Origin of the sequence: Kribbella caucasensis, assembly GCF_004361855.1 — a bacterium.
GTDB lineage: Bacteria > Actinomycetota > Actinomycetes > Propionibacteriales > Kribbellaceae > Kribbella > Kribbella caucasensis.
The window spans coordinates 14,836-33,476 of the sequence record NZ_SNWQ01000044.1; the positions used below are offsets into that span (position 1 = coordinate 14,836).

At 68.9% G+C, this 18,641-nt stretch carries 16 protein-coding genes; 5 read left to right on the plus strand and 11 right to left on the minus strand.

The features are described from left to right. Positions 1-7: 7 nt before the first annotated feature. Positions 8-1,273, minus strand: coding sequence for an extracellular solute-binding protein (locus EV643_RS42125; RefSeq protein ID WP_133805842.1), 1,266 nt, complete (start codon positions 1,271-1,273; stop codon positions 8-10). Beyond that, positions 1,270-2,544 (minus strand): hypothetical protein, encoded by a 1,275-nt coding sequence (locus EV643_RS42130; protein ID WP_133805843.1) that lies wholly within the window; start codon positions 2,542-2,544, stop codon positions 1,270-1,272. The genes EV643_RS42125 and EV643_RS42130 overlap by 4 nt, the downstream gene beginning before the upstream one ends. A 103-nt stretch (positions 2,545-2,647) precedes the next feature. Here EV643_RS42130 and EV643_RS42135 point away from each other — a divergent pair, with 103 nt between their 5' ends. Both EV643_RS42135 and EV643_RS42140 read left to right on the plus strand, forming a co-directional pair. Further along, positions 2,648-4,408: a glycoside hydrolase family 36 protein gene (locus EV643_RS42135; RefSeq protein WP_133805844.1), complete on the plus strand. Its 1,761-nt coding sequence runs from the start codon at positions 2,648-2,650 to the stop codon at positions 4,406-4,408. 14 nt (positions 4,409-4,422) lie between these two features. Further along, positions 4,423-5,445: a LacI family DNA-binding transcriptional regulator gene (locus EV643_RS42140; RefSeq protein WP_166665788.1), complete on the plus strand. Its 1,023-nt coding sequence runs from the start codon at positions 4,423-4,425 to the stop codon at positions 5,443-5,445. On the opposite strand, the gene EV643_RS46805 is transcribed toward EV643_RS42140, so the two are convergent. Then, complete coding sequence (locus tag EV643_RS46805; protein WP_305000431.1) at positions 5,378-5,710, minus strand: LysR family transcriptional regulator; 333 nt, start codon at positions 5,708-5,710, stop codon at positions 5,378-5,380. The two genes, EV643_RS42140 and EV643_RS46805, sit on opposite strands and share 68 nt — an antisense overlap. A gap of 373 nt (positions 5,711-6,083) precedes the next feature. Here EV643_RS46805 and EV643_RS42150 point away from each other — a divergent pair, with 373 nt between their 5' ends. Beyond that, on the plus strand, positions 6,084-6,740 hold the full coding sequence (locus EV643_RS42150; protein ID WP_202870041.1) for a DUF1345 domain-containing protein: 657 nt from the start codon (positions 6,084-6,086) through the stop codon (positions 6,738-6,740). A gap of 84 nt (positions 6,741-6,824) precedes the next feature. Then, a complete protein-coding gene (locus EV643_RS42155) occupies positions 6,825-7,808 on the plus strand; it encodes an EamA family transporter (protein WP_238166189.1) in 984 nt (327 codons plus the stop codon). On the opposite strand, the gene EV643_RS42160 is transcribed toward EV643_RS42155, so the two are convergent. The 7 genes from EV643_RS42160 to EV643_RS42190 form a co-directional block, all read right to left on the minus strand. Further along, on the minus strand, positions 7,805-8,962 hold the full coding sequence (locus EV643_RS42160) for an alanine--tRNA ligase-related protein (RefSeq protein ID WP_133805847.1): 1,158 nt from the start codon (positions 8,960-8,962) through the stop codon (positions 7,805-7,807). The two genes, EV643_RS42155 and EV643_RS42160, sit on opposite strands and share 4 nt — an antisense overlap. Positions 8,963-9,175: 213 nt before the next feature. Continuing rightward, positions 9,176-10,291, minus strand: a complete 1,116-nt coding sequence (locus tag EV643_RS42165) for a glycosyltransferase family 4 protein (RefSeq protein ID WP_133805848.1) — start codon at positions 10,289-10,291, stop codon at positions 9,176-9,178. After that, complete coding sequence (locus EV643_RS42170; protein ID WP_133805849.1) at positions 10,288-11,532, minus strand: M48 family metalloprotease; 1,245 nt, start codon at positions 11,530-11,532, stop codon at positions 10,288-10,290. The genes EV643_RS42165 and EV643_RS42170 overlap by 4 nt, the downstream gene beginning before the upstream one ends. Then, positions 11,525-13,111 (minus strand): hypothetical protein, encoded by a 1,587-nt coding sequence (locus tag EV643_RS42175; RefSeq protein ID WP_133805850.1) that lies wholly within the window; start codon positions 13,109-13,111, stop codon positions 11,525-11,527. The genes EV643_RS42170 and EV643_RS42175 overlap by 8 nt, the downstream gene beginning before the upstream one ends. A 98-nt stretch (positions 13,112-13,209) precedes the next feature. Further along, a complete protein-coding gene (locus EV643_RS42180) occupies positions 13,210-14,259 on the minus strand; it encodes a C40 family peptidase (RefSeq protein WP_133805851.1) in 1,050 nt (349 codons plus the stop codon). A 241-nt stretch (positions 14,260-14,500) separates the two neighbouring features. After that, on the minus strand, positions 14,501-14,743 hold the full coding sequence (locus EV643_RS42185) for a hypothetical protein (RefSeq protein ID WP_133805852.1): 243 nt from the start codon (positions 14,741-14,743) through the stop codon (positions 14,501-14,503). A 98-nt stretch (positions 14,744-14,841) separates the two neighbouring features. After that, complete coding sequence (locus tag EV643_RS42190; RefSeq protein WP_133805853.1) at positions 14,842-16,149, minus strand: NYN domain-containing protein; 1,308 nt, start codon at positions 16,147-16,149, stop codon at positions 14,842-14,844. A gap of 174 nt (positions 16,150-16,323) precedes the next feature. Between EV643_RS42190 and EV643_RS42195 the strand changes: the two genes are divergently transcribed. Next, on the plus strand, positions 16,324-18,117 hold the full coding sequence (locus tag EV643_RS42195) for a DEDD exonuclease domain-containing protein (RefSeq protein ID WP_133805854.1): 1,794 nt from the start codon (positions 16,324-16,326) through the stop codon (positions 18,115-18,117). A gap of 83 nt (positions 18,118-18,200) precedes the next feature. Here EV643_RS42195 and EV643_RS42200 read toward each other — a convergent pair. Beyond that, positions 18,201-18,641 (minus strand): HNH endonuclease signature motif containing protein (locus EV643_RS42200; protein ID WP_133805855.1); only part of this gene is annotated, 441 nt, incomplete at its 5' end.

The following is an 18,641-nucleotide window of genomic DNA, read 5'->3' on the forward strand; positions in this document are numbered from 1 at the left end:
GGTGTCCTCACTGCTTGAGCGCGTCGGTGCACTTGGCGTTCAGCTCGGGCAGGACCTTGGCCACGTCGTCCTTGCCGCTGCCGAGCGCCGTGTAACTGGTCATTCCCTTCTCCGCGTCGCCGGAGATCTGCGCCTCCCGCGGAACCGAGACGCCGACCACGCCGGTCTTCAGCGCGGTGGTGAACGCGGCCAGGTTCCGATCGGCCGGCAGCACCTTCTCCAGCGTCGGCGTCGACGCGGCGATGATCGGTACGCCGAGCGCGGTGCCGCCCTGGATCAGCAGGTCCTGAGCCACCTGCTGCGTACTGACGAACTCGACGAACTTCTTCGCCGTCTCGAGCTGCTTGCCGGTCGCGTTCTTCGCGATCGCCAGCCCGTCGACCTCCATCGGGAACCCCTTGCCGGGCACCGGGACCAGGGTCCAGTTCGGCTTGCTGATCTTCGCGAAGTCGGCCACGGTCCACGGGCCGAAGTCGCTGAAGGTGCCGAGCCGGCCGGCCGCGAACCACTGCGCCTGGTCCTGCCCCTCGATGTCCACCGAGGTCGGCGCGTACCGGTCCTTCTGCATCCCGATCACGTACTGCGCGGTCTCCACCCCGGTCGAGTCGCCGAAGGTGCAGGCGGTCGCGTCGGCGTTGTAGAAGCCGCCGCCGGCCGCGGTCAGCCAGCCCCGGTACCACAGGTTGCTGGAGCCGAATACGCGCGCCTTGCCCTCACCGCGGGACAGTTTGGCGGCGATGTCGCGGAACTCTGCCAGCGTCAGCGGAGTCGTTGCACTCGGCAACGGGATACCGGCCGCCTTGAACGCGTCGACGTTGATCGCCATCACCTTCGGCTTGGCGGCGAACGGCATCGCGTAGTACTTGCCCTCGAACTGCATCGCCGAGGAGATGTTCGGCTGGAGGTACTTCGACGGGTCCACCTGCTGCTCGGCGAAGCTCGGCGCGAATCCGGCCAGACTGGTGTTGCTGATCTCCAGCACGGTCGACTGGGTGCCGGCCGCGATCGAGGTCTGGATCTTCTGCTCGTAGTCGGACTGGATCCAGTTCGTGGTCACCTTCGTCCCCGGGTTCGCCTGTTCGAAGGCGGCCGCCATCGCCTTCAGCGACGCGGCCTCGGAGTTCGTGCCCCAAAAAGAGAAGCTGATGTCGGCGGAACCACTGTTGCTGTTGGCAGCCGGCTGACTGCCGGTCGCACATCCCGCGGCGAGCAGGAGCGCGGCAAACCCGGCGCCGGCCGGGAGGCTGCGTCGGAGGAGATTGGGAAACTTCATGACGGGTCCTTCGTCTGAGTGGTCACCCGGACCGACCGGCCGGGTTCAAGGGTCCAGGTGCCGGCTGATCCGATCGAGACCGTGAGCGGCCCCGGCCCGCTGTGCACGGTGAGCTCGGTCGTGTGCCGTCCAACTTGGGTGATGCGTAGGTCCCACTCGCCGACCCGCACGTGGTCGGCGGTCAGCCGGCCGATCGCGGCCGGCAGGTGGGATTCGATGGTCAGGTATGCCGACGCCGCGTCCGGCTGGATCCCCAGCAGTCCCGCCACCAGGTACTGGACAACGGTGAAGGAGATCTCCGGATAGTCGTCCCGGCTGTCGATCAGGTGCCGCAGCCACCGCCAGGCCGACTCGTCCCGGCCATGCCGGAAGAACACCTCCGGCAGGTAGCTGGACGCCTCGATGTTCGCCGGCGGACTGAGCTCGAGCTGCTCCTCGATGTAGTTCAGGAACCGCTCGTTCTGTACGCCGTCCCCGCTCAGCCCGGTCATCGGCACGATCCAGCTCGACTCCAGCCCCCAGCCGAAATCGAACCCCCCGCCGAGTGTCCGACCACGGGCGAACCGCCCCAGCGACTCATCCCACCAGTTCGCCAGGAACTCCTCCTGAATCGCGACCGCCCTGGCGCGATATCCGTCGCCATGATGTCGGGCGACGGCGTTCAGAGCCGCGTAATGCAGCGCGAGCCCGTCGGACGCCACGATCAGCGGTGCGTCGCTGTGCTCGTTGTAGGTCGCGGTGCCGGCGAAGATGTCGCCGGTGCCGGACGCTTCTGGCAGACCGTCGCCGTCGCTGTCGTGCGCGGCGACGAAGTCCTCGACCGAGCGGACGTAGTACGCCGCCAGGTCGGGGTCGTCGATCCATTGCCGGTCGCCGGTCCAGCCGTACTGCTCCAGCGATCGGTAGGTCAGGTCGAACACCGCGGGGATCTCCCGCACGAAGTGGTCGTCGGAGTGGTAGTCGAGCGCCGCGATGCTGCCGTCGAAGTGGAACGCCCACAGCGGGTACCACTTCCGCGACACCGTCGCCGACCGGGCGAAATGCCGCAGCATCGCGAAGTTCTCCGCGTCCAGGCCGAGCAGGTGCGCACCGACGGCCTGATGGCAGACGTCCCGCGAGTAGAACATCTGCCGGGACGGATACCCGGCCCAGTACGACGGCAGATTGCCCGCCGCGGCGTCCGTCTGGACCCAGGCGAGCGCTCGCTTCTTAGCCCAGGCGAAGCCCTCCGCAACGAAGGCGTTGTCCGATGTGACGGTCAGCTCGGACATTCCAGGCCACCTTCCGGAATCGACTATTAGCGCTAAAATTAGGCACCGGATCCGGCCGCGTCAATATCTAGGGCGGCAGAGATTTTACCGCTATAGTCTCGTCATGACGTCCGCTCCGCCGCCGGCCGAATTCGTGCTTTACTCCCCCGACGGGACCGTCCGCCGGACCGGTACGGTCTCGCCCGGCGCGACCGTGGCCGAGCTCGCCGGCGAAGATCCTGGCGTACTGCGCTACGCGGTGGTGAGCGCTGGGCAGCCGGTCTACATCCGCTGGACCTGGCCGGTCCATTCGGCGGTCACGCTCTGGCGCGCGACGCAGGGTTCACATCGGGAACTGCCGACCGACTGGGGTTCGCATCGCGACATCCGGTCGGTTCGGTCGGCGCCGGTGGCCTCGTTCGTCGCGGCCGACGACGTCAGCCCGTGCACGATCTCGTTGTCGTCGAGCGTGCGCGGCTGCGATTTCGCCGTCGGAGTGAATGAGGAGACCGCCGAGCAGTTGATCCAGTTGACCGTCGACGACGTGGAGCAGGTCGACGGGGTCCAACGGTTCGTCCTGCGGATCGACCTGCGCGGGTTGCACTTCGCCGACGCCCTGCGAGGCGTCACCGATGAGTGGACGGCCGAGTCGGGCGACCGGATCGCGCCGGTGCCCGAGTTTGCCCGGCAGCCGATGTACTCGACCTGGTACAGCGACCACCAGCACGTCTCCGCGGAATCGGTCGAGCACCACGCCGCCGCAGGCGCGCAGTACGGGTGCAGGGCGGTGATCGTGGACGACGGCTGGCAGACCGACGACACAGCGCGGGGATATGCGCATTGTGGGGACTGGGAGCCGACGAGCAGCACGTTCCCGGACATGGCGGAGCATGTGCGGCGGGTGCACGAACACGGGTTGGCGTATGTCCTGTGGATCGCGCCGCCGTTGATCGGGGCGCATTCGAAGGCGTGGGACCGGTTCAAGGACCGCACCCTCGGGTACGTCGACGGGCTGAGCGCGTCGGTGCTCGACCCGCGCTTCCCCGAGGTGCGCGAGCACATCGTCGAGTGCTGCGTCCGGCCGGTGCGGGACTGGGGCGTCGACGGAATCAAGATCGACTTCCTCGACACCTGGGCCTGGCCGAATCCGGCCCCTGTCCCGGACGGCGACTGCGAGACGGTTGACGAAGGAGTCGAGTTGATCCTCACCGCGATCACCGCGGAGCTGCGCAGGTTGCGGCCCGAGCTGCTGATCGAGTTCCGGCAGGACTACGTGAACCCACGGCTCTGGCAGTTCGGCACCTTCCTCCGCGCGGGTGACTGCGCGATGGACGCGGTGGAGAACAGGGTCCGTACTGTCGACGCCCGACTGCTCGCCGGCGACCGCGCGGTCCACTCCGACATGCTGATGTGGCACCCGGACGCCCCTGCTGTCGCCGTCGCGCAGCAGTTCGTCGGGGTCTTGTTCAGTACGCCGCAGGTGTCGGTCGACCTCGCGTTGTTGTCGGCCGAGCACGAGCGCGTGGTGCGGTTCTGGCTCGAGTTCATGCGCGACCACTCGGACACGTTGCTGCACGGCGTACTGAATCCGGTGCGACCTGATGCGCGGTACACGCAGGTCGCGGCGATCTCCGTGGACAAGACGATCGTCGCGGTCTACTCCAACCCGATCGTGCGTTTGGCCGCGCCGACCGAGGTGATGCTGCTGGTCAACGGGGGCAACGAGGCTCTGGTCCTACTGGAAGGCGCCGGCTCTGCACCCGTCGAGCTCGTAGTGTCGGACTGCTCGGGCGACGAGGTGTCCCGTACGACGGTGACGCCGCCGGCCGGGCTGTGGGCGATCGACGTACCGGTCGGTGGGGTGGCCCGGATCGAGCGGGTCTGATGAAGGGGGACCGGATGGTCGAGCGGAAGAAGCCCATGCGGCGGACCACGGTGGCTGACGTGGCCCAGCGAGCGGGTGTGTCCGCGATGACGGTGTCGAACGTGCTGAACGCGCCGCACCGGGTGAGTGAGCAGACCGTACGCACCGTGCGGGCCGCGATCGACGAGCTCGGGTATACGCCGAATCACGCGGCCCGGGCCCTGTCGTCCGGCCGGAGCCAGGTGATCGGCCTGCCGCTCTACCTGGAGGACGACAACTTCGCCGACCAGAACCCTGGCCTGGTCGGATTCCTGCACGGGCTGCTCGGTGGACTCGTGAAGGCCGCGGCGGTCGCCGGGTACGGCGTGCACGTGACCACTCCGACTGAGGGCGCGACCGAGATCGCCGTGTACGAGAAGCTGATCGCGGCCCGGCAGGTGGACGCGATCGTCGTGATCGAGACCATGCCGCACGATCCACGGCTGGAGTTCCTCAGCAACCGCGGCTTCCCCTTCGTCGCCTTTGGCCGGACCGGGCACGGCCAGCGGCAGTGCTGGGTCGACGTCGACAACGTCGCCTCGATGGCCGCGATTGGCCGGCACCTGCGATCGACCGGACGGCAGCGGGCGGCGTACCTGGCCACCGGCAGCAGCCTGCCGTGGGTGCACCAGAGGCAGGAGGGATTCCTGCAGGAGTTCACCTCACCGCACTCGATCCAGTCCTTCGATGATCTGTCCGCGGTCGGCGACTACGTGCTGGCGGCGCTCGACCGCGCGGATCACCCGGATGTCTTCGTGGCCGACAACGACGCCTTCGCTGTGGTCGCCATGCGTGCCCTGCAACGGCGCGGGGTGAAGGTCGGGCAGGACGTCGCCGTTACCGGGTTCAACGACTTCCCGTTCGCCAGCATGCTCGACACGCCGCTGACGACTGCGCGGATCCCGTTGCGCGACATCGCGGCCTGCTTGTTCGACCGGGCGTTGCGGGAGATCAGCGGAGACCCGGATCAGCCGGGTCAGCTGGTGATCGCCCCCCTGGTTGTTCGGTCGAGTGCCTGACGGCTGCCTGCGTCCGGCGTACCGCGGATTCGAGGGCGTCCAGGACCACGGCTGCCTCCTTGACCAGGGTTTCCCCGGCTTCGGTAAGCGAGAGGCGCGCATCGCTGCGGTCGAAGAGGTCGACACCGAGGCGGCGTTCTAGTTGGCGCATGGCCCGGGACAGCGGCGGTTGGGCGATTCCGAGCCGCTCGGCGGCGCGGGTGATGTTCAGGTCCTCGGCGACGGCACGGAAGTAGCGCAGTTCGCGGATCTCCGGTTCCGGCATAACCGCCAGGGTATGGCAGGCCTGGTGAGGCTTGTCAGCGGAGCGCCCTGCGGGCGAGGTACAGGGTGATGGCGGTGCCGAGGGTGCCGGGCGGGTCGGTTTCACGCCTGACTTCCTCACCCCACCACCGAAGGCGTCCCGGGCGAAGTTCTCGACCGAGCTCGCCCGCGCGAACCGGATCGCGAGCTCACCGGGCGAGGTCTGCTCCTGGTACCAGGGGCGTTCGCCTGGCCGTACATCGTCGCGGTCGTTGCCCCCAGCTACCAACCGACACTGGTACGGGGCATCAGGTGCACTACCGGCGGACCGAGATCGGGCAGGCCGTAGTCGACGCCTCCGTCGGTTGAAGTGCTCGACGGGTCAGAATGCTGGCGTGGACCAGATGGTGGGGAGTAAGCACACGCGTCGGTGGCCGGCATCGCTGGCTGTGGTGGCGGTGCTTGTGCTGCAGTTGATCGTGCCGGCCGAGGTGCTGGCCCTGCCGCGGTGGGTGCTGCCGGCGTTGGGGGCGGCGATGCTGGTACCGCTGGTGTGGACCAACCCGTTCCATCTGCGCCGGGACGAGCCGTGGTTGCGGTGGATCGAATTGGTGCTGCTCGCGGTTCTCGTCGCGGTCAACGCGGTCTACCTGACCGGACTGATCGTCTACCTGACCAACGGTGAGGCCAGCGACGGCGCGGTGCTGGTCAAGGCGGCGCTGCTGATCTGGGTCACGAACGTGGTCGCGTTCGCGGTCGGCTACTGGGAGATCGATCGTGGCGGACCGTTCGCCCGCGCCCCCGAACACGATCGTCCGGCCGAACGCCCCGACCTGCTCTTCCCGCAGATGACGGCCGACATCCCCGGCTGGAGCGGCTGGCTGCCCGGCTTCACCGACTACCTCTTCGTCGCCTTCACCACCGGGACCGCCTTCAGCCCCACCGACACGATGCCGCTCTCGGCCCGGGTCAAGACCCTGATGGCGATCCAGTCCGGGATCTCTCTGCTCACCATCGCCGTCGTCGCCGCCCGCGCCGTCAACGTGCTCTGACCAGCCCCCTCTGACCAGCCGCCTCTGACCAGCCGCCGAGATACCGGGTCGACGGCATGTAATGAGTGTGAGAGTGTTATGCCCATGTACAAGGACGCTGCGCGGGTGAAGTCGGCTGGGTTGGGGTTCGCGATCTTCTCGGCGATCACCTTCGGCGGGTCGGGGCCGTTCGCGAAGGCGCTGATCGGGGCCGGGCTGTCGCCTCAGCAGGCGGCCTGGCTGCGGATCCTGGGCGCCGCCGCGTTGCTCGTGCCGCTGGTGCTGATCTTCCGCGGCAGCGCCGGGATCCGGGCCGCGCGGGCGTCCTGGCCGCAGCTCGTACTCTACGGACTGACCGGGATCGCCGGCTGCCAGACGCTGTTCTTCATCGCGGCCAGTCGGCTGCCTGTGGGCGTCGCGATCCTGCTGGAGTTCTCCGGGCCCGTGCTGGTGGTCGCGTGGCTGAAGTTCGGCCGCAAGGTCGCCGTACCGAAGTCGGCCGCACTCGGCGTCGGGATCGCGCTCATCGGGCTGGCGACCGTGGTGGAGATCTGGTCCGGATTGCAGCTCGACCTGGTCGGCCTGCTCGCCGGACTCGGCGCAGCCGCGTGCCAGGCGACGTACTTCATCCTGATCGACAAGTTGACCGGTGTCGCCGATCCGTTGGTGATGACGGCCGCGGGCAGCGTCGTCGGTGCGCTCCTGCTGACCGCGATCTCCGCGCCGTGGGCCATCCCGTGGAACGCGCTGACCGACACGATCGCGATCGGCGAGCGGTCGGCGCCGGGCTGGGTATTCGCGACCTGGCTGATCGTGGTCAGCACCGTCATCGCGTACCTGGCCGGCGCCGCCGCCGTACAGCGCCTGTCCGCCGCGATCGGGGGTGCGGTCGCGTACGTCGAGGTGGTGGCGGCGAGCCTGTTCGCCTGGATCCTGCTCAACGAGACCCTCCGCACCAACCAGATCATCGGCGGCGCCATCGTGCTCCTCGGCGCCTTCGTCGCCCAGTCCTCCGTGGGCAAGGTCGCCCCGCCCGAGGTCCCCCAGCCGACCCGGCCCGACGCCGACCTCGCCGATGCCGGTGTCTAAGGCAGCAGGCTGACCACCAGGTCTTTGGGCAGGCCGTGGGTCTCGTGCAGGTACTCGAAGTCGGTGTCGTCGAGGGGCTTGCGGAAGCGGTCGTGGCTGAGCACCTTGCGGCCGCGGTCGAGCAGGTTGGTGAACCGGATCTCCTCGTCGATCAGGATCCGGCGAACCAGCGTGACGAGTTCGCCCTCGTGGAAGTGGTCCAGCGTCTCCTGGAACAGCTCCAGCGGCAGGTCGGACAGGGTGCGCGACTCGTCGGTGCGCCACAGGATCGTCAGCACCCGGCGGATCAGCCGGCGGAGGACGTAGCCGCGGCCGGTGTTCGACGGATGCACGCCGTCGCCGACGATCACGATGCTGGACCGGAGGTGGTCGATCACGATCCGCTCGTCCTCCTCGTCGAGCTTCCACAACTCCGGCACGGTTCGCGTCCAGGGCTCGAACAGGCTCGTCTCGTACACCGAGTTCTTGCCCTCCAGCAGCATCATCAGCCGCTCGAGTCCCAGGCCGGTGTCGATGTTGAGCTGCTCCAGCGGTTCGAGCGAGCCGTCCTCGAGCCTGCGGTAGCGCATCATCACGTGGTTCCACACCTCGACCCAGCGGTCGTCCGTGGTCGGCGTACCCTCGGGCGAACCGTTGCCGGTCCAGACGAAGATCTCCGAGTCGGGCCCGCAAGGTCCGGTCGGGCCGTTCGACCACCAGTTGTCGTCGGTGGTCAGCTCGATCGGGACGCCGATCGACTGCCAGGTCCGCAGCGACTCCTCGTCGAGCCCGACCTGCTCGTCACCGCCGAACACGGTCACGTACATCCGTCCCGGATCGATCCCGTAACCGTCCCGGAGCAGCTCGAATCCCCAGCGCAACGTCTGCTCGCTGCCGTAGTCGCCGAGCGACCAGGAGCCGAGCATCTCGAACACGGTCAGGTGGGTCGGGTCGCCGACCTCGTCGAGATCCGTGGTGCGCAGACATCGCTGGATCCCGACGAGCCGGCGACCCAGCGGATGTGGTTCGCCTTCCAGATAAGGCGTCAGCGGATGCATCCCAGAGGTGGTGAACAGCACCGGATCACCGAGTCGCGGGATGAGCGTGGACCCGGTGGTCGGGATGTGGCCGCGGTCGAGGAAGAAGTTGATGAAGGTCTTGCTGATGGTGGTCATGGCGTTCGGTCCTTGTCTGAGCTGTGACCGGAGCAGGACCGCCGCGAACCAACGAAAAACCGGCGAGCCGTTTCCGGTCGCCGGTTTCTGGAGGTAGATGTCAGGCAGCGGCAGCCGGCGAGCGGAGAGCTCGTACGGCTGCGGCGAGGCGCGACATCTGATGCATGCGCCCAGAGTACACGGACCGGGGCCGCTCGTGTCGAGCGATTCAGCTCACAGGTCGAGCAGCTCCCGCAGCACCGCGCCGGACCGGGCCCACGTCCACTCGGCCGCGACCCACTCCCGCCCGGCCGCACCCATCGCGCGGGCCTTCCCCGGATCGGTCAGCAACTCGATCACCCGTACGGCGGTCGCGGGCGGGTTGTACGGATCCACCAGATACCCCGTCTCACCATGGCGAACCGTGTCGCCCGCTCCCCCGCTATCCCCAATCACCACGGGCTTCCCAGTCGCAGCCGCCTCCAGCGCGACGATGCCGAGCGCCTCCGGCTCGAACCCGAATCGCCTGGTCCGGCACGGCATCGCGAACACGTCCGCGGCGTCGACGTACGGCGGGATCTCTTCCCACGGCACCGCGCCGGTGAACCTGATCGACTCGTGACCGGCTGCCAGTGATTCGAGCCGATCGCGATCAGGCCCACCACCGACGAGCAGCAGTACGGCGTCCGGTACGGCGGCCAGGACTCGGGGCCACGCCCGGATCAACGTGTCCTGCCCCTTGCGCGCCACCAACCGCGACACGCACACGACCACAGGCCGGTCGCCGATCCCGAGCCCTTTCCGCACCTCGTCTCCCCCACAACCAGGGAAGAACCGTGTCGTGTCCACCCCCGGCGTCAGCCGCCGCATCCTGCTGACCGCCTGATCGGACAGCACAGGGGCGATCCGCGTTGCGCACCAGGACGACACCGTCGTCACCGTGTCCGCCGCGTCCCCAATCCGCCGAAGCGCCTGCCGGGCCCCCGGTACTCCGGCCCACCACGTCTCATGCCCATGCGTCATCGCCACAATTCGCCGTACACCGGCTCTGCGCAGCGCCGATCCCATCAGCCCGAGGGGTGCGGCCGCACCGAACACCACGCGATCCACGCCGAAGCGGCGGACCACGTTCACGGCGTACCGGGTGACTCGTGGTGTCGGCAACAACATGCCGCTGCGATCGCGGATCACCCGGAACGGCAGCGCCGCGTCGTACTGCGTGTCGCCGGGCATGCTCGCGGTCAGCACGATCAGGTCGCCGGCGGGGAGTTCACCGCAGAGGGAGCGGACGAACGTCTCGATCCCACCCTGCCGGGGCGGGAAGTCGTTCGTGACGACGAGAACGGTCACCGGTTGACCAGGGGCGGAACGGGGTCGCCTCGCTCCGCGCCCCAGGCCCGGGCCATCGCGATCCGTTCCGGTGAGGTCGGGTGGCTCGCGAACATCCAGTACCGCCAGCGGCTCGGTTCCAGCCCGGAGATGTTCCGCACCGAGAGCTGGTGCTGCATCTCGACGAAGTCCCGCGGATCGTTGGTGAGCCGGAGCGAGTGGTAGTCGGCGCGCGCCTCGATCCGTCGGCTGACCAGATTCTGCACCGGGCCGGCGAGAGCGGACCCGGCGATGATCATTGCCAACAGCAACGCAGTCCGGCGCGGATCGGCCATCCGTGCCCCGAGCAACAACTTCAGCAGGACGACGGCGAACGCGGCCCCGAGTGCACCGATCAGCGTGCCATGCAGGACATCGCCCTCGGCGGCGTGACCGAGTTCGTGCGCGATGACCAGCCGGACCTGAGCGGGCGGGGCGTCCTTGAGCAGCGTGTCGTACACCACCAGCCGGCGGGTCGAGCCGAAGCCGGAGACGTACGCGTTCAATGTGGTGGTCCGCTTCGACGCGTCGGCGACCAGAACGTCCTTCACCGGTACGCCGTCCTCGCGGGCCAACTGCATGAACTCGTCCCGCTGCGGACCGGCCGCCATCGAGGTGAACTCGTTGAACCGCGGTTCCACCAGCACGGGATACGCGAACGAGACACCCAGCACCAGCACCGCACCAGCGATCGCGGCGGGAGCCCACCACCAGGTCCGCCACTTCTTGGCGAGGGCGATCAGCCCCATCGCAATCGCAGTCAGGGCAAGGGATGCGAGCGCCCAGTTCACCGCCCGATCACGGAGCCACAGCCCCCAGCTCTCCGTGGACAACCCGTAGTCCCTGGTCACCTGCTCGGCCAACGCGTCGCTCGGCAGAGTGAGCAGGCTGGCCAGCAGCCCCAACGCGGCCACGAGCACAGGGACCGCGACGTACCACCGGCGCAACCGATGGACGTCGTACAGGCGGCGGCCGACCGGGCTGAACCCGATATACAGCGGGACCAGGAGCGAGAGGATCCAGGAAGTAGTGGACCAGGGCAACAACTCGTGCCGGAACTGGTTCTGCCGGTCGATCTCGGCCTGGGTGAAGTCGAGCGTCGCGTCCGGCTTCGGCAGGTCGATCAGGTGCCACGGCGTGGTCATGACGATCACCACCACCAGCGCGGCCGCGACCAGCACTCCCGCGATCCATGGTGCCCGGCGAGCGACCGGGTCAGACACCGGCGAGCCTCTTGAGGTACTTCTGCCAGTCAGCGGTGAACTCCTGCTCGGTGGTGCCGAGTACGGCGCGGAAGGCGTCGGCCAGACCGGTCGGGCTCTTCGACGCGTGCACGGTCCGGTAGAACTTCACCAACTTGCTCTGCCCTTCCCGCTCGGCGATCAGACGGCAGGCCAGCCAGCCCGATTCGTAGGCCTGCGGGAGCTCCGTCGACGACGCGGCGAACGCCTCCGGCGGCGGCAGGCGGGTCGGCACCTTCCCGGCCCGGACCGCCTTGAACAGCTCCTTCGCCGCCGACTCGTCCTGCACGGACACGGCGGTGAACGCGACGTAGTCGGCGAACCCCTCGGCCAACCACAACGGTACCGGCGAGGCGGTCGCGGTCGAGGCGACGTGGGTGGTCTCGTGGGTCAGCACGATCCGGCGGCCCTGCTTGCCGAGCTCGTCGAACAGCTTCGGGTTGGCCACGATCCGCACCGGCGCGCCCGCCTGCGGCATGTCCAGTTCGGCCATCGTCACCGCGGCGATCTGGGTGTAGGTGCCCTGCTGGGCGCCGAGCACGTACTCCATCTGGGACTGCTTGGCCGGCAGGTAGACGACCACCTTCTGCCGCCAGGTCTTGCCCCAGACCTTGCTGACCGAGTCGACCGCGCGGTCGGCGACGGAGGCATAGTCCTCGGCGTTGGCATGCGAGTCGAGGCTGACCACCAGCGCGTGGTCGCTGTCCACGACCTCGATGCTGCCAAGGGCCCAGATCGGCCGCCGCTGGCCGGCCAAGAACCGCTCCGAGAAGGACGCCGCGTACGTCGTACCGTCCCGCGTCACGAACGTCACCGGCAAGGTCTCGCGCGCGGGTTTGGTGTCGAACCCGGTCAGTTGCCAGGACACCTCGACCTGGGCCAGCCAGGCCTCCGTGCCGCCGAGCTCGCGCTGCCGGTCCGGGGTCAGCGCGGACGCGTCGTCGCTCACGTAGCGCAACTGGAAGGTGGCCAACGGCAACTTGCCGAGGTTGGTGTAGACGGTGCGGGCCTGGTTCTCGAAATCCTTGGCCTGCGGGTCGATCGTCTTGAGGAACTCGCCGCGGCTCTCACCGCGGACCGCGTCGACCATCTTCTGCAGGACCGCTTCGCCCGCGACGGCCCGGCGTACGCCCTCGGCAGCCTCGTCGGGGGTGGTGCTGGTCTGGCCGGCCTGGGTGGTCTGCCCGCCGGACGGGTCAGCGGGAGCGTCGGCGATCTGACGGAGACCGGCGAACGCGGCGATGGCGACCACGGCGACGGCGGTGCCCAGGGCAACCTTCTTCGCCAGCGGCTTCGGCACCGGCCAGAGCTGGACCGGCCACTCCCCGGGCGGCTTGAGGAACGGCGGCTTGAGGAACGGCGGTTTGCGGAATCCGCCACCACTCGAACGCGCCGCCGCATGCTGGGCCGGGATCACGATGGTGGTGTGGTCCGACATGGCGGTGTGGTCCGGGCCGGGCATCGGAGCCTCGGACACTGGGGCGTCAGACAATGGGGCGTCACGCTGCTCGTCGTTCACCTCGGCCCCTCGCTGCTCACCTGCCCCGGTCAGGGAGGACACTATGCGCTCCCCCGGTCAGTGAAGCACGTCAATGGTGAAACGACGCGGCTCCGGGGGTCGAGCCCCGGAGCCGCGAACATGGTCTGACTTGCGCCTACTCAGCCCGGCCGGACCGCGGTGTTGTACGGCATCAGGTCGACATCGTCGATCTTGACCGGCTTGCCCGGGCGGCTCGCGTGCACGATCCGGCCGTTGCCGATGTACATCGCGACGTGGCTGATCGGCGAGTAGTAGAACACCAGGTCACCCGGCTTCAGCATGCTCTTGCTCACCCGGCGGCCCTCGCTGGCCTGCGCCTTCGAGGAGTGCGACAGCGAGACCCCGGCGCGGGCCCAAGCGGCCATCGTCAGCCCGGAGCAGTCGAACGAGCTCGGCCCGTCGGCGCCCCAGACGTACGGGTCACCCAGCTGGGCCATCGCGTAGTTGATCGCGGCACCGGCGCGGCCGCTGACCGGGATGTTCAGGTCGTCCAGCCGGTCGCCCTCGCGAGTGGGCCGGCTCTTCCGGGCGGCGTCTTCCTCGCGGTCGTTCTCCGCCTGGATCCGGGCCCGCTCGGCGTCGCTCAGCTTGCTGAGCACCTTCTCGGCGGCGTCCAGGTTGGTCTGGATCTGCTTCTTCAGCTCGTTCTGCTTGGCTTGCACTTCCTGCAGTGCGGCCAGCTCGGACTGCTCACTCGCCTGCAGGTCGGTCAGCTTGCCCTGCGCCGTCTGGAACCGGCGGAGGGCCGAGTTCTGCTGTCCCGCGAAGGCCTGTGCGGTGGAGGCCTGGCTGAGGAACTGGTCCGGGTTCGTCGACAGCAGCAGCTGGGCCGTCGTCGTCATCCCGGAGGTCTGGTACCCGGCCACGGCGAGCGAGCCGATCTGCCGCTTCACGCCGTCGACCTGGACCTGCTGGGTCTTGATCCCGGCCTGCAGGGACTTCACCCGGTCGCTGGACGCCTTGATCTGGCCGCGCAGGTCGTTCGCCGCCTCACCGGCCGCCTCGGCCTTGTGCTGCAGCTCGGCCACCTGGGCCTTGGCCTGCTCGAGCGTCGGCTTCGGGTCCGCATCCGCCGAGTTCTGGACGAACAGCACGCTCGCTACGACGGCGGTGCTGGTGATGGCGGCGAGGGCAATTCCCCTGGTGCGGTTGATGCGTCCGATGGACACTGCCCGGTCGGTCCTTCCTCTGCTCACGCCGTCCCCGTCGACCGCACCTGGAGCAGAGCACTACCGCAGTACTCCGACGACCTGGCGGGTCACCCTCGGCTGGTGTTGCCCGGTCGGTCTGGACGACCGACACTCTGAAGCAACGAGAGGTAACCATAGTGACCGTTTCGTGACCGGTGCAATTCGCCCCTCTGGTTTGATCGAAACTTAACGTCGAGTAGGCATGCGAGAACCGGGCAGATCAGACCGCGTCGGCGGCGGATTCTCCTTCCGCAGCAGCGTTTGGCTCGACACTACTGACGGCGTGCACCAGCCGCAGTGGAGGCACCAGCCCGGACTGGGCCAGGGCGTCCAGCGCGGCCCGCTCGTCGTCGTCGATCCGCAGTGGTTCCGCCCGGTCGGCCGACATCCCGAGCACCACGGTGACCACGCAGTCCTGGCAGCCCGGACCCTTCATCACACACGCGTCGCAGTCGATCAGCACAACGTCCTCCAAGTGGGGAAGCCCCGGACTTGCATCCGGCTGCCAAGGACGCTAGACACCCCCACCGACAGTTTCTCAGCGGCTTCCTGCCGGAGCCCTCAGGCGCGGCCGATGCGGCTGATGAGGGTGGCCGCGCTCAGCGCGCGGGCGCCGAGGCTTTTGATGCTGTCGGCAACCTCGCGGTCCGACGAGACGACCACGACCGGGCGGCCCGGTGGTTCGGCGCGAACCAGTTGCCGGATGACCTCATCAGCGATCACCCCGGCTGGGCTGAACCTGACGCGCACACCGCGCGGAGAGTTGAGCTGCACGGGCCCGGACAGCTCAGCGCCGTCGAAGACCACGGTGACCTCGACCCGCCGTTGCGCCACCAGTGCCCCGAGCGCCGTGACCAGCCGCTGCCGCTGCGAGTGCAACGGTGAGGTCGGCCACGCGGTCTTCGTCACGTTGTAGCCGTCGACAATCAGATGCACCTGCGGCAACGCGAGCAACTCGTCGAACAGCGCGGGATCGTCGTCCGGTGCGGACCGCCCGACCGGTGCGGCCGACGGTTCGACGCCCGCGACGGTGTCGGCCGGGCGTAGTTCTCCCCCGGGCGGCAGGGCCAGCTCCCGGCGAAGTCCGGCCGCGGCCTCGACCAGGGTGTCCAGCAACAACCTGGTCCGGGTCGACGCCAGCTCGCGCTCCTGCCCCGCAGTACGCCGGGCGGCGTGCTCAACCGCCTCCAGCTCAGTGATGCGAGCCCGTAGCCTCCGCAGCTCGCGATCCACATCGGCGCGCGCGGCGTCCACGCGTTCGTCGGCGGACTCGGCCTCGGCGGTCCGCAGCTCGAGGTTCTGCTGCAGCCCGGTGATCCGCTGGCGTGCCTCGTTGAGTTTGCGGCGGAGCGTGGTGTTCTCGGCCTTCAGCTCGCTGACCTGCTCGCGCAGCCGTTCCCGGACCTGCCGGGTCTCGGTCCGCGCCTGGTCGAGTTGGTCGGCGAGCCGGCTGATCGCCTGGTCGTCGGTCTTGACCGGCTCCGGCACGATCTGCGCGGCCGCGGCAACGAGCTTCTCCCAGTCGTCCGGCCGGAGCAGGTACGCCAGCGCGGCGACCTCGACCGGCTCGGCCGCGGGCACCGCAACGCCTTCCGCCACGGCGTCGGCGAGCTCGGGATGCTCCCGGCGGACCTCGAACCCCACCATCCGGCGGAAGTGTTCGTCGGTCTCCAGGATCGGCCCGAGCACGGACGCGGACAGCTTCGCGCGCTTGCCGGGCGCGAAGCTGGCGAATCGCCGCAGCGGGGGCGGGATGTCGGTCGCGGGCAGCTGACCGAGTGCCTGGGCGGCGAGGCTGAGAACCCGTTGCCGCACCGGTTCGGGCAAGACGGTGGCAGCGGAGCCGGCGGCGGTGCCTGCCTCAGCCACCGGCCCGCAGTCCGGCCGGAACGACTGTCTGGCTCAGCCAGTGATGCAGACCACAGCGTCCGGGCCGACGGCCCGGAATCGCGGTGATCGCTTGGATACGCATGCATAGAGGGTAGTGCGTCGCGCCGCGTGTCACCTGCGGAATTGTCGGCGGGGCCTTCTAGCGTCGTCGCCATGAGCAGCTCAGCCGCCGATCCCACCGTTTCGCCGGTGCGTCCGATCCGTGGTGTGCAACCGAGTTTCGACGACCTGGGGACACCGCTGCGGGACGTCACCTTCTGCGTGGTCGACCTGGAGACGACCGGCGGCGCGCCCGGCGATTCCGGGATCACCGAGATCGGCGCGGTCAAGGTGCGGGCCGGCGAGGTGCTCGGGGAGTTCCAGACTCTGGTGAACCCGGCCGAGCCGATCCCGCCGTTCATCGCCGTACTGACCGGGATCACCGACCTGATGGTTGCCTCGTCCCCCCGGATCGACTCCGTGCTGCCGGCCTTCCTGGAGTTCGCCCGCGGCTGTGTTCTGGTCGCGCACAACGCACCGTTCGACACGGGTTTCCTCAAGCACGACAGCCAGATCCACGGGTATGACTGGCCGGACTTCGCCGTCGTCGACACCGCGTTGCTGGCCCGCCGGGTGATTACGCCCGACGAGGCGCCCAACTGCAAGCTCGGCACGTTGGCGAAGCTGTTCCGCGCGACCACGACGCCGAACCACCGCGCCCTGTCCGACGCGCGCGCCACGGTCGACGTACTGCACGGACTCTTCGAACGGGTGGGATCGCTTGGCGTCCAGACCCTGGAGGATCTGCAGACGTTCTCCGCCCGGGTCGCGCCGCAGGTCCGGGCCAAGCGGCACCTGGCCGAAGCGTTGCCGCACGCACCTGGTGTGTACTTGTTCACCGACGACCGCGGCGAAGTCTTGTATGTCGGCAAGTCGAAGGACCTGCGCACCCGCGTCCGGTCGTACTTCACCGCCTCCGAGACCCGCACCCGGATCGGCGAGATGATCGGGATCGCATCCGGCGTCCGCGGCATCGAGTGCGGTACGACGCTGGAGGCCGAAGTCCGCGAACTGCGCCTGATCGCCGAGCACAAACCGCGATACAACCGGCGCTCCAAGTTCCCCGAGCGGCAGCACTGGCTGAAGGTCACGGTCGAGCCTTTCCCCCGGTTGTCGCTGGTGAAGCAGGTCCGCGACGACGACGCGGGATACCTCGGACCGTTCAGCTCCCGCAAAACGGCCGAGCGGGCGATGGCCGCGTTGCACGAGGCCTTCCCGATCCGGCAATGCACCGCCCGAATGTCCCGCACTCCACAGTTGTCGCCGTGCGTCCTGGCCGAGATGGGCCGCTGCGTCGCACCATGTGACGGCCGCATCGACACATCGTCGTACGGCGAGTTCGTGACCGCCCTCCGCACCGCACTGGTTTCGGACCCGACGCCGGTGATCAACGCGCTGACCCGGCGGATCGACCGCCTCTGCGCCGACGAGCGATACGAGGACGCCGCCGTCCACCGCGACCGGCTCGGTGCTTTCGTCCGCAGCAGTGCGCGAATGCAACGGATGGCCTCGGTCAGCGGCTGCGCCGAGATCTGCGCCGCCCGCCGAACCGACGACGGCGCCTGGGAACTGCACGTGATCCGCCACGGCCGCCTCGCCGCCGCCGGCCTCGCCGCCCGCGGGACGGACCCCCGCAAGTACCTCGACATGCTCCGCGCCTCCGCCGAGACGGTCCTCCCCGGCATCGGCCCGGTCGCCTCCGCCTCCCCCGAGGAGATCGAACTCGTCCTCCGCTGGCTCGACCAGCCCGGCATCCGTCTGGTCGAGATGAACGGCACCTGGACCTGCCCCACCACCGGCGCCGGCCGCCACCTGAGCCGCCTCGACCCACCCCGCTCCGAAGACCTCCAGCACCCCTCCGAACGCCGACGCCGCCTCCGCCCCCTCGGCGCAGCCCGCACAAGCTGATCTCCGGTGCCATGCGGCGCCTGATCCCAGGTGCCGTGTCGTAACCGATCGCAGGCAGCGTGTCGTACCTGGAGGCCGCCCCTTCATCGGCCACCCTGCCCATGGTCTGGACCACGCTGGCTTCTCCTTGAGCGCAGGTGAGTCGAGTCGGCTTGAGGATCGGCCGGAGGGTGCTGCGCTCGCCTGCTGGCCGGATTAGAGGGTGGCCCGTTCTCGCGGTAGCGGCGGCCGGTGGGGCTGATCCAGGTGTGGGTGCCGTCGGGGTGTTGGTGGATCTTCCAGCCGCCTTCGTGCTTGAGGCGGTGGTGGTGGCGGCATAGGCACTGCAGGTTGTCCGCGGTGGTGCGCCCGCCGGCGGTGAAGGCGATGCGGTGGTCGAGGTCGGTGAACTCGGCCGGCCGGTTGCAGCCGGGGAAGCGACAGGTGCGATCCCGGAGCCGGACATACCGGTCCAGCGCAGCCGACGGCGTGTACCGGTTCGGATCGCTGGCGGGTGGCTGGTCGGTGACCCGAATATCGAGCCG